This is a genomic window from Halomonas sp. I1 (assembly GCF_032334135.1).
Lineage (GTDB): Bacteria > Pseudomonadota > Gammaproteobacteria > Pseudomonadales > Halomonadaceae > Halomonas.
Genome location: NZ_JAVXUS010000025.1, coordinates 28,094 through 50,402 on the forward strand (window position 1 = coordinate 28,094; position 22,309 = coordinate 50,402).

Annotated in this window: 22 protein-coding genes; 8 read left to right on the plus strand and 14 right to left on the minus strand. The window is 61.0% G+C overall.

The window, feature by feature from the left end; all coding sequences use genetic code 11:
• Positions 1–220: 220 nt before the first annotated feature.
• Positions 221–823 carry an FMN-dependent NADH-azoreductase gene (locus RSO41_RS17575; protein ID WP_315620548.1) on the plus strand — a complete coding sequence of 201 codons (603 nt, stop codon included), beginning with the start codon at positions 221–223 and terminating at the stop codon, positions 821–823.
• Between the two features lie 225 nt (positions 824–1,048).
• Here the strand turns inward: RSO41_RS17575 and RSO41_RS17580 are convergent, their stop codons facing one another.
• Both RSO41_RS17580 and RSO41_RS17585 read right to left on the minus strand, forming a co-directional pair.
• A complete protein-coding gene (locus RSO41_RS17580) occupies positions 1,049–2,182 on the minus strand; it encodes a metal-dependent hydrolase (protein WP_315620549.1) in 1,134 nt (377 codons plus the stop codon).
• 7 nt (positions 2,183–2,189) lie between these two features.
• Positions 2,190–2,729: a DNA-3-methyladenine glycosylase I gene (locus RSO41_RS17585; protein WP_315620550.1), complete on the minus strand. Its 540-nt coding sequence runs from the start codon at positions 2,727–2,729 to the stop codon at positions 2,190–2,192.
• A gap of 81 nt (positions 2,730–2,810) precedes the next feature.
• Here RSO41_RS17585 and RSO41_RS17590 point away from each other — a divergent pair, with 81 nt between their 5' ends.
• A complete protein-coding gene (locus RSO41_RS17590; RefSeq protein ID WP_315620551.1) occupies positions 2,811–3,251 on the plus strand; it encodes a VOC family protein in 441 nt (146 codons plus the stop codon).
• A 160-nt stretch (positions 3,252–3,411) separates the two neighbouring features.
• On the opposite strand, the gene RSO41_RS17595 is transcribed toward RSO41_RS17590, so the two are convergent.
• Positions 3,412–3,816 carry a DoxX family protein gene (locus tag RSO41_RS17595; RefSeq protein ID WP_315620552.1) on the minus strand — a complete coding sequence of 135 codons (405 nt, stop codon included), beginning with the start codon at positions 3,814–3,816 and terminating at the stop codon, positions 3,412–3,414.
• Positions 3,817–3,949: 133 nt separating this feature from the next.
• Here RSO41_RS17595 and RSO41_RS17600 point away from each other — a divergent pair, with 133 nt between their 5' ends.
• Complete coding sequence (locus RSO41_RS17600; protein ID WP_315620554.1) at positions 3,950–4,393, plus strand: META domain-containing protein; 444 nt, start codon at positions 3,950–3,952, stop codon at positions 4,391–4,393.
• A gap of 75 nt (positions 4,394–4,468) precedes the next feature.
• Here the strand turns inward: RSO41_RS17600 and RSO41_RS17605 are convergent, their stop codons facing one another.
• Positions 4,469–5,407 (minus strand): tetratricopeptide repeat protein, encoded by a 939-nt coding sequence (locus tag RSO41_RS17605; RefSeq protein WP_315620555.1) that lies wholly within the window; start codon positions 5,405–5,407, stop codon positions 4,469–4,471.
• 187 nt (positions 5,408–5,594) lie between these two features.
• Here RSO41_RS17605 and RSO41_RS17610 point away from each other — a divergent pair, with 187 nt between their 5' ends.
• Positions 5,595–6,524 (plus strand): LysR family transcriptional regulator, encoded by a 930-nt coding sequence (locus RSO41_RS17610; RefSeq protein ID WP_315620556.1) that lies wholly within the window; start codon positions 5,595–5,597, stop codon positions 6,522–6,524.
• 139 nt (positions 6,525–6,663) lie between these two features.
• On the opposite strand, the gene RSO41_RS17615 is transcribed toward RSO41_RS17610, so the two are convergent.
• The 9 genes from RSO41_RS17615 to RSO41_RS17655 form a co-directional block, all read right to left on the minus strand.
• Positions 6,664–7,443: a transporter substrate-binding domain-containing protein gene (locus RSO41_RS17615; RefSeq protein ID WP_315620557.1), complete on the minus strand. Its 780-nt coding sequence runs from the start codon at positions 7,441–7,443 to the stop codon at positions 6,664–6,666.
• A gap of 225 nt (positions 7,444–7,668) precedes the next feature.
• Complete coding sequence (locus RSO41_RS17620) at positions 7,669–8,556, minus strand: VOC family protein (RefSeq protein WP_315620558.1); 888 nt, start codon at positions 8,554–8,556, stop codon at positions 7,669–7,671.
• A complete protein-coding gene (locus tag RSO41_RS17625) occupies positions 8,553–10,121 on the minus strand; it encodes an aldehyde dehydrogenase family protein (protein WP_315620559.1) in 1,569 nt (522 codons plus the stop codon). The genes RSO41_RS17620 and RSO41_RS17625 overlap by 4 nt, the downstream gene beginning before the upstream one ends.
• Positions 10,118–11,074: an NAD(P)-dependent oxidoreductase gene (locus RSO41_RS17630; RefSeq protein WP_315620560.1), complete on the minus strand. Its 957-nt coding sequence runs from the start codon at positions 11,072–11,074 to the stop codon at positions 10,118–10,120. The genes RSO41_RS17625 and RSO41_RS17630 overlap by 4 nt, the downstream gene beginning before the upstream one ends.
• A complete protein-coding gene (locus tag RSO41_RS17635) occupies positions 11,071–12,390 on the minus strand; it encodes a TRAP transporter large permease (protein ID WP_315620561.1) in 1,320 nt (439 codons plus the stop codon). The genes RSO41_RS17630 and RSO41_RS17635 overlap by 4 nt, the downstream gene beginning before the upstream one ends.
• Entirely contained in the window at positions 12,387–12,875 is a 489-nt protein-coding gene (locus RSO41_RS17640; protein ID WP_315620563.1) for a TRAP transporter small permease, read from the minus strand. Before RSO41_RS17640 ends, RSO41_RS17635 begins: the two co-directional genes overlap by 4 nt.
• 54 nt (positions 12,876–12,929) lie before the next feature.
• Positions 12,930–13,928: a TRAP transporter substrate-binding protein DctP gene (dctP, locus tag RSO41_RS17645; protein WP_315620564.1), complete on the minus strand. Its 999-nt coding sequence runs from the start codon at positions 13,926–13,928 to the stop codon at positions 12,930–12,932.
• Between the two features lie 57 nt (positions 13,929–13,985).
• Positions 13,986–15,170 (minus strand): M20 aminoacylase family protein, encoded by a 1,185-nt coding sequence (locus tag RSO41_RS17650; RefSeq protein ID WP_315620565.1) that lies wholly within the window; start codon positions 15,168–15,170, stop codon positions 13,986–13,988.
• 11 nt (positions 15,171–15,181) lie between these two features.
• Positions 15,182–16,474, minus strand: coding sequence for a DUF3100 domain-containing protein (locus tag RSO41_RS17655; protein WP_315620567.1), 1,293 nt, complete (start codon positions 16,472–16,474; stop codon positions 15,182–15,184).
• A gap of 274 nt (positions 16,475–16,748) precedes the next feature.
• On the opposite strand from RSO41_RS17655, the gene RSO41_RS17660 reads away from it, so the two are divergent.
• From RSO41_RS17660 to RSO41_RS17675, 4 genes are all read left to right on the plus strand, one after another.
• On the plus strand, positions 16,749–17,606 hold the full coding sequence (locus tag RSO41_RS17660; protein ID WP_315620568.1) for an ABC transporter substrate-binding protein: 858 nt from the start codon (positions 16,749–16,751) through the stop codon (positions 17,604–17,606).
• Positions 17,607–17,668: 62 nt separating this feature from the next.
• Entirely contained in the window at positions 17,669–18,337 is a 669-nt protein-coding gene (locus RSO41_RS17665) for an amino acid ABC transporter permease (protein WP_275288482.1), read from the plus strand.
• Between the two features lie 34 nt (positions 18,338–18,371).
• Positions 18,372–19,097: an amino acid ABC transporter ATP-binding protein gene (locus RSO41_RS17670; RefSeq protein WP_410000356.1), complete on the plus strand. Its 726-nt coding sequence runs from the start codon at positions 18,372–18,374 to the stop codon at positions 19,095–19,097.
• A gap of 3 nt (positions 19,098–19,100) precedes the next feature.
• Positions 19,101–19,769: an amino acid ABC transporter permease gene (locus RSO41_RS17675; protein WP_315620570.1), complete on the plus strand. Its 669-nt coding sequence runs from the start codon at positions 19,101–19,103 to the stop codon at positions 19,767–19,769.
• A gap of 137 nt (positions 19,770–19,906) precedes the next feature.
• Here the strand turns inward: RSO41_RS17675 and RSO41_RS17680 are convergent, their stop codons facing one another.
• Entirely contained in the window at positions 19,907–21,913 is a 2,007-nt protein-coding gene (locus RSO41_RS17680) for a VWA domain-containing protein (RefSeq protein ID WP_315620572.1), read from the minus strand.
• Between the last annotated feature and the right edge of the window lie 396 nt (positions 21,914–22,309).

A 22,309-nucleotide genomic window follows, 5' to 3' on the forward strand; every position in this document is an offset into this window, starting at 1 on the left:
ATCTGTCGACGGATCAGCCCGAGCGACAAAGCTTAACTGCAATAACCCTGCCCTTGGATGTGGGGAAAGTGTCTACGCTCGCCGACTTTTCGACATTCAGCACGAGACGCCTTGTTCGAATATTTCGAAAGTTAGGAGTGGTTTTTCCCGCTTATCATCGACAAAAGCGAATATATACTGGTGACCATTCTTCCATGTCTGCTGTATGAAGGAGATCACCATGACCACTCGCGTTCTCGTTCTGACGTCTTCCATTCTCGATGGCAATTCCCTGGCGCTGGCCGAGCACTTCAAGGCACAGATTGCCCGGCGCGATGACATCGAGGTCACCACGCGCGACTTGGTCGCCGATGAGCTTCCTCACCTGGGGTTGCCGGAGCTTTCCAGCTGGCAGGTGTCGGCGGATGAGCGCACGCCCGAGCAGCGCGAGCTGGCGGCGCTTTCCGACACCTTGATCGATGAGCTCCGGGCCCACGATGTTCTGGTGCTGGCGGTGCCGCTCTACAATCTGGGCATTCCTTCACAGATGAAGGCCTGGTTCGATCGCATCCTGCGCGCCGGTGTCACCTTCCGTTACACCGAGAACGGACCCCAGGGCCTGCTCGAGGGCAAGCGGGCGATGATTCTCGCGGCCCGGGGCGGACAGTATGCCGGTACCGAACTCGACAGTCAGACGCCGCATCTCAAGCACATGCTCGGCTTGATCGGTATTACCGAGGTCGACACCGTATTCGCCGAGGGCCTGGCCATGGGTGAGGCGCAGCGCGATGCCTCCATGGGCGAGGCGCGTCAGGCGATTGACGGGCTGGCGACTCGCCTTTGAGGGAAACACTGCTTAAATGCCTGCGCGTGCAAATCGCTGTGCTATAGCCGCCATCCTTGGCGGCTACCCTGCGGGCCCGTCTAAAGACGGTTCAAATTCGCTCCTGGCGAATTTGTGCGCGGTGCTCGAAAGCTCGCCTAACTGACTGTTATGTCTCGCTTTCTGTGCTCCGTGCGCCTTGCGATTCACTACGCTCGCCAATTTATGCAGCGTTTCCTAAGGTCATTACCTCGGTTCAGGGCGTTCGGCGGGCGGTCTTTCGGCCGCCCGCCTGCCGTCGTGGGCGGGTTGCCGGCATGGGGCGGGCACTTCGACGATCCATTCCCGGGGCACGAAACGGCTGGTGCACAGCATGGGCTCCGGGGCCAGGATGCGTCCCACGAGGCGCCGCATGGCAGCGCCGTCGTCGCCACCCGCTTCGGGTAGCTGTCGGGTCGTCGCCAGGGGCTGCCACTCCACACCCTGTCGCTCGGCCAGGGCGTAACGAAACGGGTGGAACCCCGGGAAACCGAGCCGCAGGTCGGTGGCCACCAGGGTCTCGCGTTCGTCCCGCGTGACGCTGTCGAAACGCAGGAAGGGGCCGGCGAACCAGTCCAGGCGCCGACCGGCATCGCTGGCCAATGCGACGGGTTCCAGGCTGGCACCTCGCGAAAAGGTTTCCAGGGTCGGCGAATGGTCGCCGTCGAAGACGCCGACCAGTGTCTCGTGGTAGTCATTGTCATCGATGATGGTGGCGCGCCACAGCAGGATGTTGAAGGGCGTCGGTTGTATCAGGCGTGGCGACTCGGCGAGGCCGTGTTCGGCCAGTACCGGCGTCAGGCGGTGGTCGACCAGGGTCTTGGCACCCAGCGAGACGATCAGATAGGCACAGGACAAGGCCAGGCCCCAGGTCGGAGCGCGGTACCCGTTGCCGGTGATCAGCGCCACGATGAGGCCGGCCAGCAGCGGGAGGCTGTATAACGGATCGATGATGAACACCAGGGGCCATGCCGTGGGGTGCACATCCAGAGGCCACCAGATCTGTGTCCCGTAGGTGGTCATGGCGTCGAGCAATGGGTGGGTCATCAAACAGAGCCCGAAGAAGGCCAGCCAGCGGCCGAGCCCGATGTCTCGCAGTGGTGTCAGTCGCCGAACGAGCAGGGCCAATGTCGTTGCCAGGCCGGCCAGGACGAACAGTGAATGACTGAACCCCCGGTGGCGCGTGACATTGGCCACGGCGTCGCCATAGTCGATGACCACGTCCAGGTCCGGCAGCGTTCCCAGCACGGCGCCGAACAGCACGGCTCGGCGCCCCAGGTGCCGACCCAGCACGGCGCCCCCGATGGCGGCACCCAGGGCGGCTTGCGTTACCGAATCCATGGCGCTCTCACGTCTCTCGGGTCCAGGGTGGTGCGGCAGCGAGAATGCGTCGCTGAACCGGGCAGTCGTCGCGATGGGCGCCGGGCAGATACCCGGTACTCATCAGGAATTCGCCGACGATCTCGGGGCCGGTGAAGCGGAAGGTGCGTTTGAAGAGCTTCACCCAGTCACCGTGCGACAGCGGATGTTGCCGATCCAGCCAGGCACGGAAGCTTCCATGCTCCTCGCGCAGCGTCTGTATCACGCCGGCGTTATGGATCGTGGCTGCCACCTTGAGCCGATTGCGAATGATGCCGGCGTCGTTCAACAGGCGGGCTTGATCCGCTTCGCCATAGGCGGCAACCCGGTCGATGGCGAAGTCGTCGAAAGCCTTGCGAAAGGCGTCGCGCTTTTTCAGGACGGTGAGCCACGACAGGCCGGCCTGGTTGATTTCCAGTACCAGGCGCTCGAAAAGGGCATCGTCGTCTTCCACCGGGAAGCCATATTCGTGGTCATGATAGGGGCCGTGAAACGGGTGGTCCGGTGCAAAGTCACAATAGTCGCTCATGGGGTATCGATCTCGTCGCGGAGGTGGCGGATCGGTGACAGAATGCCCCTATTCGCTCTCACTGTGAACAAGGAGATTCTCATGCAATACCTGCATACCATGGTTCGGGTTGCCGATCTCGAGGCATCCCTGCATTTCTATTGCGATCTGCTGGGGCTCAAGGAAGTGCGCCGCAAGGAGAGTGAAAAGGGGCGCTTCACCCTGGTGTTTCTCGCGGCACCTTCCGACGAGGCGCGATCGACGGAGCTTCAGGCCCCGGAGCTCGAGCTGACCTGGAACTGGGACCCCGAGACCTATACCGGGGGGCGCAACTTCGGCCACCTGGCCTATCGCGTCGACGACATCTACGCACTTTGCCAGCACCTGCAGGACAATGGGGTGACCATCAATCGGCCGCCGCGCGATGGCCACATGGCCTTCGTGCGCAGCCCCGACGGAATCTCCGTCGAGCTGCTGCAGGCCGGTGAGGCCCTGGAGCCGCAGGAACCCTGGGTGTCCATGGAGAATACCGGCACCTGGTGAGAGGGTGTTTACAGACTACTGCGCTCGACGACCCTCAGGGATGTGGGAAGTGCTTGGGTTCGCGACGTAAATCTACCCTTCCGCGCTGGGCCTGTAACGGAGAGTCAGAAAAGCGCCGCCGGGGAAACCGCTGGCGGCGCCGTCATGAGGGGATTTGGTGTCAATCGGGTCGGACTGCCATGCGGCCGCTGCCGAGGAACACCAGGGCCAGGGCGCTGAGCAGGAACATGCCTTGCAGTTCCAGCGCCCAGCCGCCGTTGTCACCGAGGCGGAAGAGTTCGCCCATGTGTACCAGAACCACGGCGACCAGCATGTTGCCGGCCATCAGTAGCCCCGCCAGTCGGGTTCGCCAGCCGAGAATGGCCATCACCGGGGCGAGCACTTCGCCGATCAGCACGCCATAGGCCAGCCATGACGGTAGTCCTTGATTGGCCAGCAGGTTCTCGATCCACCCCAGAGTGCCAGGGTCGAGCAGCTTGGCGATGCCGTGGAGCAATATCAATCCTCCCACGGCGAGACGCAGAATCAATTTGCCGAGAGCGTCGTTGTGCAGGGCGTCGAGCATGCAGTCTTCCTTTATCGGGATCGGTGATACCAGCATTGTCCTGATGACCGTGCTGGGGCAAGCTGATGCGCTCAGGCCTTGATGGTGCAGGGGCCTCCGGCTCGCATTCCCCAGTCGCAAGGAAGATAGCACGATGATCATGACGTTACGCCATACCCTGATGATGACCGCCATTGCCGTGGGGCTGGCTGGCTGCGCCAGTGAGCCGGAGACGGACGTCGCTCCGGATGGCGATGTCTCGGGCCCAGTGGTGGGGCCGCGTTGGAACCTGCTGCTGGTGGGCACCAGCGAACGCCTGGATTTGTCGCCCACGCCGCATTTCCGGATTACGCCCGATGGCAGGGTCAGCGGCCATGACGGCTGTAATCAGTTCGGGGGGACTGTCGAGCTCGACGACGAGAATCGCATCGAATTCGGTGAGCTGAGGTCGACCATGATGGCATGTCCGGACATGCAAGATGCCGAGCGCGTCACGGCCATGCTCGATGAGGCCTACCGCTATCTGATCGACCACGACAGGCTGGTGTTCTTCGGCCCCGATCAACGCGTGTTGGGCGGGTTCCAGCGCGCCGATTGATGAGCACTGAATGAGGCGACCACATCGACCGCCCCGAGGCGGTCGATGTGGAAGAGTACGCACCCGCTCACGGGATCAGTAGAGCAGGGCGAACAGCTTGCGTCGGTAGGCGACGGTCAGGGGATGATCGGCCCCCAGGGCATCGAAGACGCGCAGCAGCGTCTTGCGGGCGGCGTCGTCACCGTAGGCACGATCCGAACGCATCAACGTCAGCAGGCTCTCGAGGCCGGCCTCGTACTGGCCATCGGCGACCTGACGCAGGGCCCGCTGATAGCGAGCCTCGCTATCGTCGCGCTCTCCCAGGGCAGCGATTTCCTCGGCGGAAGGCGCCTCCTCACCGAACTCGATACTGGCGCGCACGCCCCGTGCCGCTGGGGCATCGCGTTCCTCCGGCGGCAAGGCCTCGAGCAACTGCCGTGCCTGCTGCGGCTCGCCATCGGCCACCAGGGCGCGAGCCAGCTCCACCTGATAGGCGGTATGGTCGGGCCACTGCTGTACCAGTTCCTCGTAGATGCGGCGAGCGGTGGCACTGTCGCCGGCCTCGAGGGCAGCAGCGGCCTGTTCCTCGGGGCTTTGCTGCGCGCCCTCGGGGGCCTGGAAGTACTTGCCGAGCCACTCGCGGATGGCCTGCTCCGGCTGAGCTCCCTGCAATTGGTCCACCAAGCCACCCTGGCTGACCAGCTTGATGTCCGGCGCCGACTGGACGCCCAACTGGCCCGCGATGTCCGGGTTGTCGTCGATGTTGAGCTTGCCGAGGATGAAGGCACCGTTGTGCTCCCGGGTCAGCTTCTCCAGCACGGGCACCAGACTCTGGCTGGGCTCCGACGATGGTGCCCAGCAGGTGAGCAGCACGGGAATCTGCATGGAGGTTTCGAGCAGCTGCTGGATATTGCCGCGATCGACGTCGAGGATGACATCGGCATCGGATGGCTGGCCCTGGGAGGGGGCGGTGTTCTGTTCCGTGGCGCCGTCGGAAGTGAGCGGCTCGCCGGTACGAGGGTCGACGATCGGCATGGTGTCAGGCCTTGAAGATGAGTGAGTTTGCCATGGAAGATGCGGGTGACACGGGCTGGATTCAAGGGGGATGCATCGTGATGGGCGTGTTGCCTCCCTATCCTCGAGGGATTGGCAACCGTTCATGCTTCTCTGAGGAACCGGTTTTCTCGATACTTGGCTACCCCTCTTTCCAGGAGAGAAGACGATGGAGATACCTCACCAGCGCCTGATCTATTTCCAGCTGACGGTGGAGACCGGGTCCATCCGTGCGGCCGCTTTGCGACTGGATATCGCCCCTTCGGCCGTGAGTCGACAGATCGGGCTGCTGGAGTCGGCTCTGGACGCTACCGTGCTGGAGAGGAGGCGCGATGGCGTGCACCCCACGCCGGTAGGCGACATGCTGCTCGACTACTGTCAGCGGCGTACCATGCTGGATCGCCGCTTCAGTGATGAGCTGGATGCCTACCAGCGCCTGGAGACGGGGCAGATCACCCTGTGCGTGGGCGAAGGCTTTGTCGGTGATCTGATCGATCATCCGTTGCGTGAGTTCACGGAGGCGTATCGCGGCATTCGTCTGGAGGTCGATACCGGCAGCACCCGGCGAATCATCGAGTCGGTGGTCAACGATGAAGCACACATCGGGTTGATGTACCACGAGCAGGTCCATCCCCATCTGCGCTTCTGGCATTCCACCCGTCAGCCCTTGATGTTGTTAATGGCGCCGCAGCATCCCCTGGCGGCGAGCGATGAGCCGGTTACCCTCGACACTCTGGCCCAGCATCCGTTGGCACTGTGGCACCCGGGCCATGGGGTGCGCGAGTTGGTTGACCTGGCCTTCCGGGAGGCAAACCATCGACCCATCGTGGGTATTCAGACGGGATCGCTGGAAGTATTGAAACACTCGGCGCGGGCGTCGCTTTGCGTGACGCTGTTGCCACGCTTCGCTGCTGCCCGGGAATTGGAGGAAGGCACGCTGGTGGCTCGCGACGTGGTGGGCAAGCACTTCGGCCAAGCCAATGCCCATATGGTGACTCGTATCGGGCGTCGCATGCCGCGTGCAGGATTGCAGTTGCTGCGCCATCTGCAACAGTGGATGAGCGCCTTCCGCTGCGAGGATACCACCCTCGACGGCTGAGCGTGCCGGAACGGACGTGCCCCGGTAAAAGCCGGGGCCTAGTGCCCTGTATCAAAAGTGGACTGTAGAATTCTGGCGGCGCCTGGCCTGACGGTCCAATGCGCTCGCCACCTCTTCAACGAACGTCCGAAACAGGACACTAGATCTTGATGTCGTAGTCGACGTACTTATGCATCAATTCGTCGTAAGTACCGTCTCGCTTGATCTGCTGCAACGCTTCATTGAACTGTTCCGCCAAGGTCTCGTTACGAGGGTGGAAGGCGACCGCCACGCCATGTCCGAAATAACTCTTGGGCTCTCGGATCAACGGCGAGCTGGTGACAACGTCGCTGTCTTCTGCGTCGACGTCGAGTGCTGACAGTGCGAGCGGGTAATACATGAAGGCGGTGTCGAGACGGCCCGTCCTGATGTCCAGAGCCAGATCTTCGCCAGTGTCATAGCGCCGTACGTCGACGATCTCTCCATAGGTATCGGTGATGTAATTATCGCGGATGGTGCCACGCTGCACGCCGACTGTCAGACCCTCCAGCGCGTCCTGGTTCTCGATATCGACCTGGTTGCCCGCCTGGGTCACCCAGACGCTGGGGTTGCTGTAGTAGGGCTCGGAGAACAGCACCTTGTGGCGGCGCTCTTCGGTGATCGCCATCGATGACATGATGGCGTCGTACTTGCGGGCCAGCAGGCCCGGTATGATGCCGTCCCAGCCTTGTTCTACCCATTCGCACTTGCGTTCGATGCGCCGGCACACTTCCTCACCCAGCTCGACCTCGAAGCCTGTCAGAGTGCCATCGGGCAGTCGGTATTCGAAGGGCTCGAAGGGGATGTCCACGGCGAGCCTCAGTGGATCATCGGCGTAGGACGGCATGGCAAACAGTAGCGCAGCGAGCGTGGCCGGCAGTCCTGACAGTGGACGAAACATCGTACCTTCCTTGTGTTGTTATGTGGGATTGTCATAAAGCTATCATGCCGCCCGTCGTCGGGTCATGGCAGAAGACTCGAAGTCCTGTGCCTCTCAGCCGTCGGTGTGCCTTTCATGCGGCAGGGGGCGACAAGTGTCTCTTATGTGCTCATCTTGGCCTTCTGGAACGGTCGACTCGCTTCTCCAGTCTTCCTATGGGGCGCCGGTGACAAGGCTGTCGTGAGATTATCGCGAGGTCGCCGAACGCTCCTCGAAGCACAGCAGGGTACCGCCCAGTACCGCTGGTGCGATGTCGCAACGCTCCCGTGATACCGGTTGCCAGATTACATCATGTGCGGCCCAGTGGGCTTGGGCCGTGGCAATTGACTCACACGCCAGGCTCAGCGCTACGCCACGAGTTGGGTGGGGCTCGATGTCATTCAGCAGCGGGAAGCGTGTTGCGAGGGCCGACGGCGTGAGCAGATAGATGTTGCCCTTCTCGGTCTCGATGCAGTAGCCCCCCTCGCAGGGATGCACAGCCTGCTCACCGTGTATGGTGCGAAACGCATTGGTGTCCTGTTCGGGTGCGGCGCTGACATACCATACGGCGGTTATACCCTTGGCGGTGTTGGGGTGGTGCTCTAACGATGAGTCGGTTCGGAATAGCTCTGGTCGCAGTTGCTGGCACAGGAATTGGGTGAGGTAGGGGGCCCGAGTGTCGTGCAGGATGTCGAGCGATACCCCGACCTCCTCGGTGCGGCCGCCCGGCAAGTGGGCCTGTCGACGAAATACGATTGGCGATGGTGGTCTGGCGCCGCGCAGGATCAGTGTTTGGTGATCCTGAGCCATGTCCTCGCTCTCGAGCGCCAGCATGGCGATCCCTTCGCCGAGCTGGAGCCGGTCAGCCACTTGCTGTCCGAACTGGAAGCCGTTGGCATCGCGATAGGCGAGTAACTCCGGGCGCCCGATGCCAATCAGCTCGATGAAATTGTCGGGGAAGAACAGCAAGTAATTGTCCGTTCCCCAGGGGTGCCGGTGCCGTGGGTTCAGACGAAAGCCGAGCCGTCGAGCTTGATCGGCGGCGGCTTCCAGGTCATGGACGGCGACCAGGGGATGATCGATACCGAGGCTCATCGGGTGTTCTCCTGACGCGGTTGACTACCCCCATACCCCATGGCGTCGGGGGCGGTTTCGACCCATACGCTGCGGGGAATGCTGTATTCGTGCAGGCCGTCGAGGCCGCTGGAGCGCCCGTATCCACTGTCACCGAAGCCTCCGAAGGGGGACATCACGCTGATGTTCTTGTAGCTGTTGATCCAGACGGTGCCGGCGCGCAGGCGATGAGCGGTGCGCATCGCCTTGCCGGTATCTCGACTCCATACGGCGCCAGCGAGCCCGAAGCGTGTGCCATTGGCCAAGGCAATAGCGTCATCTTCATCCTTGAAGGGCATGATCACCAACACCGGACCGAAGACTTCCTCGTTGGCGATCGCCATATCGGGCGTGACATCGGTCAGAATCGTAGGGGCCAGAAAGTAACCTTCGGCGGCGTCCGCCGGCAGATGGCTCGGCGCGCTGCCGCCGGTCAGCAGGGTGGCTCCTTGGGACACTGCTTCGTCGATGACCTGGTGGACCCGGCGCAACTGGGCTGCATTCTGTAGGGGCCCCATGCGCGTGGTGTCGTCATCGGGCAGGCCCACGGCGATGGTTTCCGCTGCACGTGCCAGACGCCCGGGGAGTTCTTCCATCAGGCTATCCTGGAGCAGTAGACGCGAACCGGCCACACAGCTTTGTCCTGCTGCAGCAAAGATCGCCGCCTGGGCACCGATGACGGCATCGTCGATGGCGGCATCCTCAAAGACGATATTCGCCGATTTACCCCCCAGCTCCAGGACGCTCGGCACTAGACGATGCGCCCCAGCCTCGGCAATGCGGCGCCCGGTCTCGGGGGAGCCGACGAATACCAGCTTGGCAATGTCGGAGTGCGACGTCAGGGCCTTGCCAGTGGTATGGCCCAGGCCATTGACGATACTGATCAGTCCCTCGGGTAACCGGCCGCCTCGCTCGAGCAGCATGGCGAGTATCACCGAGGTCAAGGGGGTCAGCTCCGAAGGCTTGAGCACGGCTGCATTGCCGGCGGCGAGGGCTGGGGCGAGCTGCCAGCCGCAGGTGAACATCGGAGCATTCCAGGGAGTGATCTGACCGATTACGCCGTAGGGAATGCGCTGGACGTAGTTGAGGTGAGAGGTGGGGACGTCGATAACCTCGCCGTGTTGCTTGTCGCACCAGCCTGCGTAGTACTCGAACATTTCCCGAACCTTGCCCACTTCGCCACGGCAGTCGCGCAGGGGCTTGCCGGCGATCAGGCTTTCGAGTCGAGCCAGGCTCTCCTCATGGCCTTCGAGCCCTCGTGCGGCACCTTGCATGCGCCGACCGCGTTCGCTGGCACTCATTGCGAGCCATGCCTGTTGCGCGGTGGTCGCGGCCTGCACGGCCTCATCGACGAGTTGCTGGTCGGCGTCTCGATAGTAGAGCAGTGGCAGGTTGGTGACTGGGTCGAGTAATGTGATGCTCTCGCCTACTCCCCGGACGGGTTGCCCGGCGATCCAGTTGGTCATTGGCGCCTCGGCGTCACTCATGCCGTAGGCGTCGAGTAACTGTGCCACGTTTTCGCGGTTTCGCTGGTTAAGGAGATTCATTGTTGATCGTCCTCCCGATGTTCAGAAACGCCTCGGTCGGCGGCTTCGAGCATTCGGTGCGCTACGCAGTTGAAGTCTTCGGCGTCAGGGAGCGCCTCAGGGGCGGCATGCCAGGTATCCAGGACATGCTTCAGAAGGCCGTCCGGCAGGCCCAGTTCGTGAGCTGTCCGATAAGCCAGATGCAAGTCCTTGCGCATCAATCCCATCGTGAATCCTGAATCGAAGCTGCCCGAGAGAATCCAGCGGGGAAAGTTGATCTCGCTGACGGCGCTGCGGCCAGAACCACTGTTGAGTCCTTGCAAGCAGGCTTCTGGATCAACCCCTGCGCGGCGTGCCATGGCAACAGCTTCGGCCGTGGTGAGGAGGTGGGCCGCACATAGGTAGTTGTTGGCTAGCTTGACGACATGGCCGCTACCCGGGCCACCGACGTGGGTTGTTTTCACTGCCAAGGCGTCCAGCACGGGACGCATGCGCTCCACCGTGGCGGTAGCGCCGCCCAACAGCATACCCAGTTGGCCATTGATGGCGCCGGCGGGCCCGCCGCTCACAGGGGCGTCGAGCCAGGCCAGGCCGGCTTTCTCGACGTCGGCGGCCAACTGGCGGGAGATGACAGGGTCGCTGGTGGACGTATCCATGATGACGCTGTCGGTCTCCGCTCGGAGGAGTAAGCCCTGAGAGCCCTTCAGGACCTCACGCACGTGCTCCGAGGTTGGCAGAGAGAGTAGATAGACATCGCTATGGCCGATCGATTCCGGTGACAGGGTCGTGATGCCATCGTCGCTCAGCCGCTGCCGAGCCCCTGCATCGATATCGCTTCCCACGACGGTGAAACCGGCGCGGTGCAGCGTGAGCGCCATGCCTCGGCCCATGTTGCCGAGCCCAACGACGGTGATGGTCATATCGGTCAAGGTGGTCTCCTTTTGGTTGATTTCCTTTGTTCGATTCGTTTTCACCCGATGCCCAGCAGCCAGCGTGGCAGCATCAGGGAAACCCAGGGCAGGAATGTCACCAGCAGCAGGATGGGCAAGTGACCCAGCAAGGTGAGCTTGAGAGTGGGAACGAGATATTCTGAGAGCTGGCTCTTGCCGATGCCTCCGGCCATGAACAGCAACGGAGCACAGGGAGGCGTGACATTGCCAAGCCCCAGGTTGGTCCCGACGATGGCGGCAAAGTGCAGCGGGTGAAGATCTAGCTGTTGTGCCACGGGCCAGAGCACCACGGCCGCCACGATGCTGCCGGACACGTCGTCGATCAGCATGCCGATCGCCAGCAATACCAGGTTCAGGATCAGCAGGGAGGCCCACGGTGAATCGGTGATTCCCAGCAAGGCGTCGCTGATTTGTCCAGGGATTTGCTCGAGAAGCATGGCGCGGCTCATGATCGCCAAGGCAAACAGGATGACGATGATGGCGCCGGAAATACGCGCGGCATTGACAACTTCACGGCCAATGCCTGCCGGTTCGAGCCCCCGATAGACCACCGTACCGATGATGATGACGTACCCTACGGCGACGGCTGCGGCTTCGGTCGGCGTGAACAGGCCGCTGTATATGCCCCCCAGCATCAAGACCGGCATGAATAGTGCCCAGGCGGCGTGACGGAAGGTGTGAGTGACTCGCTGCAGGTACGTTGTGGTATCGGGCGATTCGATGGTCATGCCGCCGTCTGGCCCGGAGGCCGGCTCGGAGGGGGCATAGCGCATGTTGAGGAGGCAATACATCAGGGCGATCAACACGCCGGGCACCAGTGTGGCGAGAAATGCGGCAGTGACCGGGATGCCGGTCATGAGAGCAAAGACGATCATGGGAATGCTGGGGGGGATAAGCTGTGCCAGCACCGAGGAGCAGGCGACCAGAGACACCGCATAGCCTCGGTGGTAGCCACGCTCCGTCATACGTTCGATCATCAAGCCGCCGATGGCAGCGATGGCTGACGAGCCACTGCCGGAAATGGCGCCGACCAGCGTGCAGGTGATGACAGTGACAGCTCCGATCCCACCTCGAAGCCGTCCCACCACCGCTTCGATGAAGGCCAGCAATCGCTCCGCCACACTGCTGGCCTTCATCAATTGACCGGCTAGAACGAACAGTGGGAGCGCCAGAAGGGCGAAGCTGCCGACTTGCCAGAATGCCTGGGCGAGCATGTAATCCAGTGGACGTCCAGATATCCAGATAAATGCCAGAGCCCCCATGCCGAAGGCGTATGCGACAGGAATTCCCGACAGCAGCAACATGACGATAGCGAAAAGCAGCAGGCCGAATAGCATCATGCTCGGCGCTCCTCTATCAGCCGCAGACACTGGCGCAGCGAAAAGAGGGTCGCCAGCAGGAAGCCGCATGCCATGGAAGCGGCCCACAACCAGGTCGGCCAGCTCATGTATGTGCTGGTTCGTCCAGATTCGAACAAGGACAGGGTGTACTGAAGGGCTAACCAGCAGAAGATGGTATTGGCTATCAGTGTGAAGCCTGTTTCATAGACGGCCAGCAACCACCTGCCGCGTGGCGATGTCACGAGCAGGTCGGCAATGCCTCCACGGATTTGCTCCCCTGACCGAGTGGCTAAGGCCATACCGAGGAAATAGAACCATACGCCGAGCAGTACGCCGACCTCTTCGATCCCGAGAAAGCCGCTTTCCATCATGTAGCGCATGATGACTTGAGCCAGCATCAGCCCCGTCAAGGCGATACCGCCAAATACCGTCAGGCCATTCACGCAGCCTGACAGACTGGTGACGAAGCGTCTCGAGAGGGTCATTGAATGTCTCCAGATAGCGGTGGGCACCTTGCCCACCGCTGGGTCAGAAACTGGTCAGGGTGTGGAGGTCGTTGCTTCACGCACGGTATTGATAAGCGCCTGGCCGACTTGTTCTTCCATCCAAGGCCAGACCTCGTCACGAGCCAGGGATTGGGCTTGCGTCATTTCTGCTTCGCTCAGCTCGACGATTTCGACACCGGCCTCGCGAATCTTCGACTTGAAGTTTTCGCTGGTGTCCCGGGCCTGCTCCCAGGCGACGTCCAGGGCGTCATCACGTGCCTCCAGGATGGCCTGTTGCTGTGCTTCGGGGAGGCTGTCCCACCATTGCTGATTGACCACCCACGCGCCTTGCTCGAAGGAGTCGTTGGTGAGGATGTAAGAGGACAGGACATCACGCATCTGCCAGATTTCCGCAGGAGTGGCGTAGGCTCGTCCATCGACCGTTCCGAGCTGCAGGGCGGTATACAATTCGGCATAAGGCATGGGGACGGGGGAGAAGCCGAATGTCTTGAATTGCTCGACACCGATTGCGACCGGTGCCACGCGGAGCTTGATTCCCTGGGCATCATCGGGGAAGGCTGTGGGCACGCGATCGTCACCCTTGCGCATGGCCAAACCATAGAAATCCACCGGGATGATGCCGAGTAGTTTCATGTCCAGGTCGGCGTAAATTTCTTCGTATAGCGGGAATAGACTGCCGTCGATACGGATAGCGCTTTCCGCACTCTCCCAGTCCTCGAAGGCATAGGGTAGCAGGGTAATATCGAGTCGCTTGTCGAGGTCGGAGGCCGCATAGGTCATTGACATGGGCAATGCCCCTTGTGAAACCTGCTCGAAGAGCGAAGTCCAGTCGCCGAGGTCTCCCGCGGGATGGTATTCGATATTCAGTCCGGCTTCGTCGGGAAGAGCATCCATGAACGCCTGCGCCGTGGTGTGCATGATGTGGTCTTCCGGCATCGGAGTGGCCAGGATCAGCGACTCCTGCGCCTGAGCGGCAGTGCTGAGGCCCAGAGTAATGGCGGCAGTCATGGTGCTTAAGCGAAATGCTGACATGATCGTCTCTCTTTGTTGGTGTTGGGTAGAAGCCAGCGTGACGGCGTGGGTTGAGTATCAAGTCGTCGGTTGCTTACCAAGTAACTGCTCGACGAGCTGCACCCAGTAACTCACACCAATGGGCGATAATTGGTCGTTGAAGTCGTAATGGGGGTTATGCAGGGCAGGGCTGTTTTCGCCGTTGCCAAGCCAGATGTAGGCGCCAGGGCGCTCGTTCAACATGAAGGCGAAGTCCTCCGATGCCATGCTGGGTGGCAGGTCGCGATGCACCCGAGTGATTTCCGGCATGGCGTCGAGCACTGCGGTACAGTGCTGGGCGTGCTCTGGGGAGTTGAACGTCGCCGGGTAACGTGGCTGGTAGTCAAGGTCGGCTTCCAGACGGTAGAAGTGTGCCTGGGCTTGCACGGCATCGCTGAAACGCTGCGCCAGGTGCTGGCGCAACTTCTCGTCGAAGCAGCGCAGGGTGCCGCGTAGCTCAACGGTCTGGGGAATGACGTTGAAGGCGTCGCCAGCGTGGAACTGAGTGACGCTGAGCACCGCCGTCTGGTGGGCGGGAGTCTCTCGGCTGATCAATCCTTGCAACTGGTTGACCAGTTGGCAGGCGGCGAGGAGGGTGTCGCTGCCCAGGTGCGGCATGGCCGCATGGCAGCCATGGCCTTTGAGCTTGAGGGTGAAGACGTCGAAGGCCGCCATCACAGCGGTGTCGTGTACGGCTGCTTCGCCCACCGGGAGCCCTGGCCAGTTGTGTACTCCGTAGACGGCCTCCATCGGAAAGCGCTCGAAGAGGCCTTCTTCGACCATCACCCGACCGCCGCCTTCACTCTCCTCGGCGGGCTGGAAGATGAAGTGAACGCGTCCGGCAAAATCCGGTTTCCGGGCCAGCCGACATGCTGCGCCAAGCAACATGGTGGTATGGCCATCGTGGCCACAGGCGTGCATCTTGCCTCGAGTCTTTGAAGCGTAGGGCAGATCGTTGGCCTCGGTGATATCCAGGGCATCGATATCGGCGCGCAGGCCGATGGTCGGGCCCGGTCCTTGACGTCCCTCCAGCGTGGCGACGATACCGGTCCCTCCGCCGAGGCCGGTGATGAACTCGAGGCCAGCCTCGCGGAGGATCTCGGCTATCCGATGGCTGGTGCGATGTTCCTCGAAAGCCGTCTCGGGATGGCGGTGAAAGTCTTGCCGCCAGTTGAGCAGTGTCTCGGCTTCGCAGGGCGGAAAGGCATTGGCGGTAATGGTCATTCGGTCCTCGCTCACAGCAGTAGGTCGGCGATCACGGCGGAGGCGATGAAGGTGCCGGTGAATACCAGCAAGGCGATGAGTATCAGCTTCCAGCCAGCCTGCCGGAACATGGTCAACTCCCGGGAGGAGAGTGCCAGGCCTGCATAGGCCAGTACCGGCGTGACGATGGCCAGGAAGCTGACCGCGCCGAGCTGCTCGACCAGCCAGGCGTTGCCCGGGATCCAGGGCAGCGTCATCAGGATGCTGACCAGCGAGACCCAGGCTACTCCCGGTAAATAGAAGGGCGCGTAGCGGGTTACTACCAGGCCGATCATGGTCATCACGTAGAGAATCAGCATGCCCGGCAGCGCCTCGATCAAGCTGGCACCATTGATGGTGTTGGCGATCCAGGCAACGACGCAGGCCGCCGCCATGACGATGGCGGTCTTGCCCAGGTGCTGCTCGGGACGTTCTTCCCGGGGGGTATCGCTCACCTCGTTGGCGGTGATCTGGGCGCCCACGGGCTTGGCCTGCCGCTTGCCGGTCAGCAGCGTGTAAAGCTTCTCGGCGATGGGAAGAGCGATGAACAGCGACAGATAGAGGCCGGTGGCGTAGGTCATCAGGTTGCTGGCGCCGGCAAAGGCGAGCAGTTCATCCTTCATTTCCGGCAGTGAACCGGCGATGGCCGCCGAGCAGGCGGCAACCATGCTGCCACTACCCACGCCGCATGCCATGGCCAGGGCGCGCGGGTCGAGAATGTCCAGCGAGGTCAGGTAACCGGCCATCAGGGCGAACCATAGAGTGCCGAACATGGTGCCGACCACGTAGGTTCCCATCACGCCGATGCCCTCGGGCCCCTTGAGTCCATACTTGTCGGAGATCACTGCGATGTTGGGCTCGCGGGCGATGGAATAAGTGGCACCGATGGCCTCACGACCCATCTTGAAGACGAGCACGGCGACAGGCAGTGCAATCAGCATGGTACCCAGGTTGCCCAGTTCCTGGAGAATCAGTGCCGGTCCGGCATTGATGAGATCCTCGATGGCAGGGCCGATGGTCGAGCCAAAACGAGCAATGAATGGCATGATCGACAGCAGGATCAATGGCCCGGCGGCCTGGCTAAGCTCCTTGGGAAGCCATTTGCCAGCGGTGCGTGTCACGTTTGGATTAGTGATTACGCCGATGATGAAGGCGTAGAACAGCGGTAGCAGAAGCAGGGTTCCCGGGCCCATGGGGACTCGGAGTATGCCGATGGCCTCGGAGATCAGCGATATGGCGATGACCAGCGCATGGAGGCGCCAGTCCAGCAGCTTGGAAAGGGGCATGGGTCGTCCTTCCTGATCGGTTTGTGGTTATTGCTATGCCAGCGGCGTGTCCGTTGAAGTATTGTAAAGGCTCCTGAGCTAATTAAAGGCAGATGGTGTTCTTATTTTTAGAATGCTGGGCGGACTGCGTGGCTTGCCGAAGAACTGGCCGCTGATTCAGCGTTTTCACGAATAAGTCACGAAGTGGAAGTTTCTCGTCGATTTGACAGTCGTGAAACGACGCACACATATTGGTGTGGCGAAATAATAAAACTCACCAATAAGCGAGAGAGTCATGAAAGGAATAAACGCATCGCTTCTACCTGCGGCCCTTCTGGGAACCATGGTCATCGGTAGCGGGCTGGCCACGACCGCCGCCGCGCAGGATTCTTACACGGTTGGTGTCGAGGCCTCTTTCCCACCGTGGGCCTATGTAGAAGGTGGGGAGTTCAAGGGGATCGCCATTGATGCCATGGAGGCAATCGCCGAGGAGAGGGGTATCGAAATCGAGTTTCAGGATATGCCTTTTCCATCGTTGATCCCGGCCTTGGCGGCCGAAAAAATCGATATCCTTGCTACCGGGCTTACCGTTACGGAAGAGCGTAGTGAGAATATCGACTTCACTATTCCCTGGTGGGAAACCAACGATGTCGTGCTGGTGCCCGAGGATTCCGAGAAAAATGTATTTACTGCCGTGTGCTGTGGGGCTCGGATCGGCGTCCAGGGCGGGTCTTCTCAGCAAGCCTGGATGGAGGAGAACGTGCTGAATGCCAGTGACATCGATGTCGAACTGGCCAAGTACGATAATTATGTTACTGCAGTGGACGACATGGCGATCGGCCGTATCTCTTCGGTCATCGTCGATGACACGTCTGCCCAGGAGTACATCAATGCCGGTAAGCCGGTGAAAATGGCTGGCAAGATTTATATCCGTGCCCCTCTGGCGTTGGCGGTATCCAAGGGCGATCCTCAGGAGGTCCTGGGGGATCTCAATCAGGGTATCCTCGCTATCTATGAATCCGGCGAGTGGGGCGAGATCATCGAGGAATATATCCCAGGGGTTTCCATTCCCTCCATCCCGGGGCACATGCCCGATTTTGTCGATACCTACCAGAAACCGGTGGCCGGCCTTCCCGATCTCGGTAACGAATAAATCACTATGAGGATGGGCGTTTTTCCACAAGGAAAGGCGCCTTTTGCTTCAGGGAAGCCGGTATGGATATCTACGACGTACTTTTGCGTGACTTTCCCTTTCTTCTGAAAGGGTTAGGGGTGGCCATCGTCCTTTTGGCCGCTTTGTTGCTGATTGGCTTTGTACTGGGCATGGGGATCTGCCTGGTACAGCTATATGGCCCGAAATCCCGGTTAGTGCAGTGGCCATTGGTGCTCTATGAGCGCGTCTTTCGGGGTGTGCCGATCATCATCATGTTGTTCATCTTCTTCTATGGTATTTCGGGGATCTTCGATATCTCGGCTTTCGGGGCTGCGATATTGGCCATGGGACTCCGCTCCGCGGCCTATCAGTCGCAGATTTTCCGCAGTGCCTTCCAGTCAGTACCGGCTGGGCAAATGATGGCCGCTCGTGCCATGGGCATGTCCAAGGCCAAGGCGATTCGTCATATCGTCTTTCCACAGGCAGCTCGGCATGCCATTGGCCCCTGGACCAATGAGTTCTCCTCGGAGATCAAGGAGACTTCACTGGCTTATGTCATTGGGGTGGTCGAGCTGACTCGTCAGGCACATTACATCATCACCAGCACCCAGGGTAACGTGCTGACCGTGTTTGCCGTCGTGGCATTGTTGTATTTCATCCTCAATCGGACAGGCAACAGCCTGCTATATGCCTTCGAACGCAAGCTGGCCGTGCCGGGCTTCGAAAAATAATGCGAGAGGGACGCCAAGAATGGCCGATGACCTGATTCTAGATGTACAGAATGTGATGAAAGCCTATGACGGTCTTGCAGTACTGAAAGGTATCGGCTTTGGGCTGAGAAAAGGTGAGACCAAGGTGCTGATCGGACCCTCGGGGTCGGGCAAGAGTACACTGCTTCGTTGTATCAATTATCTAACGGTGCCGGATGCCGGACGTATTTACCTCAACGGTGAGGAAGTGCTGGATGCCAACATCGATGCCATGAGGGCGCGCATGGGATTCGTTTTCCAGGACTTCAATCTTTTTTCCCATCTGACCGTTCTCGACAACGTGAGTATTTGTCAGATCAAGGTCAACGGTACGGACAAGGAAACCGCCATCCGGCGTGCATACAGAGAATTGGAGCGGGTTGGCCTGGAAGAGAAGGCCAATGCCTACCCAGCCGAGCTCTCCGGTGGTCAACAGCAGCGGGTTTCCATCGCCAGGGCCCTGGCGATGGACCCGGACGTACTGCTGTTCGATGAGCCCACATCGGCGCTGGATCCGGAACTGACCGGTGAGGTGGTGAGGGTGATGCAGCAACTGGCCAATGAGGGCATGACGATGGTGGTGGTGACGCATGAGATGAGTTTTGCCCGGCAGGCGGCGGATGAAATCATCTTCATGGAGAACGGATACATCGTAGAGCAAGGGGCGCCCACGGCATTGTTCAAGGCCGCCACCAACGAGCGTACTCGCGCTTTCCTCAACGTCATTGCAGAGCACGGGTGAACCATGCAGGAATTCATCGCGTTCGGTATTGAGTGGTTGCCTGAACTGCTCAAGGGCGTACCGGTCACGCTGGCGTTGTGGGTGATCGCCATCACGCTGGGGTTCTTTCTGGGCCTGGTGCTGTGCTGGGCCAGGGTATACGGCAATCGGCTCTTCTACTGGATTGGCACTGTCTATGTGGAGCTGTTTCGCGGGACTCCCATGCTGGTCCAGATGTTCTTCATTTATCTGGGGTTGCCCCATGTGGGCATTGTCTTCGATGCTTTCACCGCGGCCGTGATCGCCATCACCCTCAACAGCGCCGCTTACCAGGCAGAATATTTCCGAGGTTCGGTGCTGTCGGTACCCAAAGGCCAATTAGTGGCCGCGCGGGCCTGTGGCATGACCCAGTGGCAGGCAATTCGCCATATCATGCTGCCCCAGGCGTTGCGTCGAGTGATTCCTCAGTGGTCCAACGAGGCGATCATTGAGCTCAAGTTCACTTCCATTGCCTATACCATCGGCGTGGTAGAGATTACCGCCATCGCTTCGGACATCGGCTCACGCACTTTGGACTTCTTCCTGGTCTTTCTCTGGGCGGGGATCATCTACCTGGCGCTGACCTCCACCGTGGCAAGTTTACTGGGGTTGCTCGAACGGCGTACGTATGTGCCTGGGGTGACAAATGTATGAATGTAGATCATGTCACATCTTGGAGGAGCCCCGAGGCTGTTGCCCGCGGGGCTCCAAGCGTGCGGCCGGCCTGAATCGATAGCGGGACATCACGTTTTGTGATTAGCCACTGGCGTTCCGGCCTTGCCCGATAAGTCTTATTCCACCTTGATCACCTTGCGTGACAGCACCTCCCGGTTCGCCACGTCCAGAAAGCGAAGTTCGTACAAGCCGGGCTCCTCCGGCAGGGGGATCTGCACCGGCGGTTCGCCGGAGATCTTGACCGCTTCCACCCAGGTGAAGATTGCCTGATTGCTCCGCGCCAAGGTGATTCGCTGATCGGTGCTGTCGCTTTTCACACTCCAGTCCACCTCGATCACCGTGCCGGGCGCTGCCGTGTCCGGTGCGCTCAGGCTGGCGCCGCTTTCCAGCGCTGCATTGGTGGCAAGTACCTCGATCATGTGACGTGCCATCGTCCGGTCGCCTTCCTTGAGCACGTAGCGGAGCTCGTATAGCCCCTTCTCCGCCGGCGCCTGGAGCATTTCCTTGCTCTTGTCGCGGACGCGGAAGTAGTGGGTGTAGCTGCCTTCCTCGGCGCCCATCGGCACGATGGTGATGTAATCCTCGCCATCGACCGCGCCGGTCCATTGGACAGGGATTTTTGTGCCGGCTCTGACTTCGTCCGGCCCGCTGATGGTGACCTCCGGCTCGGTGATCTCGATGGGCTGGCGGGCCAGCGTTCGGCCGCCTTCCTTGAGCACGTAGCGCAGCTCATATAGGCCGGTTTCCGCCGGGGCCTGCAACGTCTTCGTGCTTTCGTCGCGGACGCGGAAGTAGTTGGTGTAGCTGCCTTCCTCGGCGCCCATTGGCACGATGGTGATGTAATCCTCGCCATCGACCGCGTCGGTCCACTCGACCGGGAACCGCCCGCCCGCCAGTGCCGTTTCCGGTCCGCTGACGGTAACCTCCGGCTCGGTGATCTCGATGGGCTGGCGGGCCAGCGTCCGGCCGCCTTCCTTGAGCACGTAGCGCAGCTCGTATAGGCCGGTTTCCGCCGGGGCCTGCAACGTCTTCGTGCTTTCGTCGCGGACGCGGAAATAGTTGGTGTAGCTGCCTTCCTCGGCGCCCATTGGCACGATGGTGATGTAATCCTCGCCGTCGACCGCGCCGGCCCACTCGACCGGGAACCGCTCGCCCGCCAGTGCCGTTTCCGGCCCGCTGACGGTGACATCCGGTTCGGTGACCTCTATTGCTGCGGTGCCGAGCACGATGTCGTCCTCTGACGCCATGTAACGCAGCTCATACATGCCGGTATCGGCCGGGATGCGTATATCGCCTTCTTCCCTGTCCTTCACGCGAATATAGTTGTCGTACTCACCCGCTTCGGTTCCCGTGGGCACGATGGTGACATAATCCCTTTTGTCGAGGACTTTGTCCCAGCTGACGCGGACAAGCGAACCGGCGCGGGCTGCTTCGGGGCCGCTGACGATCACCTCGGGACGTGCCGGTTTCGGCTCGGGCCTGGGGGTGGACACGGCAGTGCCCACGGCGCTTAACGCCTGTCCCAGCTCTTCGGCATTGCCGGCCTCGATATATTGCCCGCCGGTCTTCTCGGCCACACAGGACAGGGCGCTCGTATCCGCATCTCCGAGGCCGAAGCCCACCACGTGCGCGGTGAATCCGATACCACCATTTTCCAGCGTTTCGGCCAGCGCACAGGGGTCGCGTTCACAGCTCTCCAGTCCATCCGAGATAAGGACCACGGTGGCGGGTGTATCGATGTAGGAAAGCTCGGTCGCGGCCTGCTCAACGGCGCTGGTCAAGGGGGTCTTGCCCGTGGGGGTGACCGTTCCGACCCGATCCAGGATCTCGGCGCGTGTTCCTTCGCTCGGTACGACCATGGTTTCCATATCGGTGCAATCGCCGCGGCGGCGGTGACCATAGGCCATTAGCCCGACCTTGCGGCTTTCGGTCCACTCCCCCAGCAGGTTTTCCATCCCGTTCCGGGCAATGTCGATCTTGGCGGTGCCGTCGATCTGGCCCCACATGGAATTCGAACCGTCAAAAACGATCATCACGCTCTCATCCGCCGCATTGACGGAGGCAGCAAACGCCATCCACCCGGCAAGCGCGAGGACGGTCGATCTCAAGGTGACCTTCTTCATCTCGGGCTCCTCCCTTGGTCGTAGGCTGGAGCGAGTTACCGCCACGCTCCTTCAGGTCGCGGGAATGTCCCCGACATCTGCTCCAGCATAGCCTCCCATGCCGGGTTGGGGGCTGGCCGGTGGTGGGAATTGCTGCGGCGCGCCGGAAGGCCGACAGGATGGTCGAGAGTTGCTGGGAGGCCTCGCATGGGGCGACCGCGTGATGGGGCTCATGGAACAGAGGGGGACGATGTGCGTACCTGGTCGATCGGGCGTCCCCTGGCGAGAAGGTTGATCGCGTTTGGGATACAAAAAAAGCCGGTTCCCTGAGGAACCGGCCTTCTCGATATTGGGTAGCGGGGACCGCCGGACTTGAGAGAGCGAACCGATGACCTTCCCGGGGTTGTCGAGTATCGA

Excerpts from the sequence above, each read along its gene's own strand:
- RSO41_RS17635 (WP_315620561.1), bottom strand. The coding sequence starts at position 12,390 with ATGATGCTATTCGGCCTGCTGCTTTTCGCTATCGTCATGTTGCTGCTG.
- RSO41_RS17615 (WP_315620557.1), bottom strand. The coding sequence starts at position 7,443 with ATGTTTCGTCCACTGTCAGGACTGCCGGCCACGCTCGCTGCGCTACTG.
- RSO41_RS17650 (WP_315620565.1), bottom strand. The coding sequence starts at position 15,170 with ATGACCATTACCGCCAATGCCTTTCCGCCCTGCGAAGCCGAGACACTG.
- RSO41_RS17600 (WP_315620554.1), top strand. The coding sequence starts at position 3,950 with ATGATCATGACGTTACGCCATACCCTGATGATGACCGCCATTGCCGTG.
- RSO41_RS17640 (WP_315620563.1), bottom strand. The coding sequence starts at position 12,875 with ATGACCCTCTCGAGACGCTTCGTCACCAGTCTGTCAGGCTGCGTGAAT.
- dctP (WP_315620564.1), bottom strand. The coding sequence starts at position 13,928 with ATGTCAGCATTTCGCTTAAGCACCATGACTGCCGCCATTACTCTGGGC.
- RSO41_RS17675 (WP_315620570.1), top strand. The coding sequence starts at position 19,101 with ATGCAGGAATTCATCGCGTTCGGTATTGAGTGGTTGCCTGAACTGCTC.
- RSO41_RS17610 (WP_315620556.1), top strand. The coding sequence starts at position 5,595 with ATGGAGATACCTCACCAGCGCCTGATCTATTTCCAGCTGACGGTGGAG.
- RSO41_RS17595 (WP_315620552.1), bottom strand. The coding sequence starts at position 3,816 with ATGCTCGACGCCCTGCACAACGACGCTCTCGGCAAATTGATTCTGCGT.
- RSO41_RS17625 (WP_315620559.1), bottom strand. The coding sequence starts at position 10,121 with ATGAATCTCCTTAACCAGCGAAACCGCGAAAACGTGGCACAGTTACTC.
- RSO41_RS17580 (WP_315620549.1), bottom strand. The coding sequence starts at position 2,182 with ATGGATTCGGTAACGCAAGCCGCCCTGGGTGCCGCCATCGGGGGCGCC.
- RSO41_RS17680 (WP_315620572.1), bottom strand. The coding sequence starts at position 21,913 with ATGAAGAAGGTCACCTTGAGATCGACCGTCCTCGCGCTTGCCGGGTGG.
- RSO41_RS17590 (WP_315620551.1), top strand. The coding sequence starts at position 2,811 with ATGCAATACCTGCATACCATGGTTCGGGTTGCCGATCTCGAGGCATCC.
- RSO41_RS17605 (WP_315620555.1), bottom strand. The coding sequence starts at position 5,407 with ATGCCGATCGTCGACCCTCGTACCGGCGAGCCGCTCACTTCCGACGGC.
- RSO41_RS17620 (WP_315620558.1), bottom strand. The coding sequence starts at position 8,556 with ATGAGCCTCGGTATCGATCATCCCCTGGTCGCCGTCCATGACCTGGAA.
- RSO41_RS17575 (WP_315620548.1), top strand. The coding sequence starts at position 221 with ATGACCACTCGCGTTCTCGTTCTGACGTCTTCCATTCTCGATGGCAAT.
- RSO41_RS17665 (WP_275288482.1), top strand. The coding sequence starts at position 17,669 with ATGGATATCTACGACGTACTTTTGCGTGACTTTCCCTTTCTTCTGAAA.
- RSO41_RS17655 (WP_315620567.1), bottom strand. The coding sequence starts at position 16,474 with ATGCCCCTTTCCAAGCTGCTGGACTGGCGCCTCCATGCGCTGGTCATC.
- RSO41_RS17585 (WP_315620550.1), bottom strand. The coding sequence starts at position 2,729 with ATGAGCGACTATTGTGACTTTGCACCGGACCACCCGTTTCACGGCCCC.
- RSO41_RS17660 (WP_315620568.1), top strand. The coding sequence starts at position 16,749 with ATGAAAGGAATAAACGCATCGCTTCTACCTGCGGCCCTTCTGGGAACC.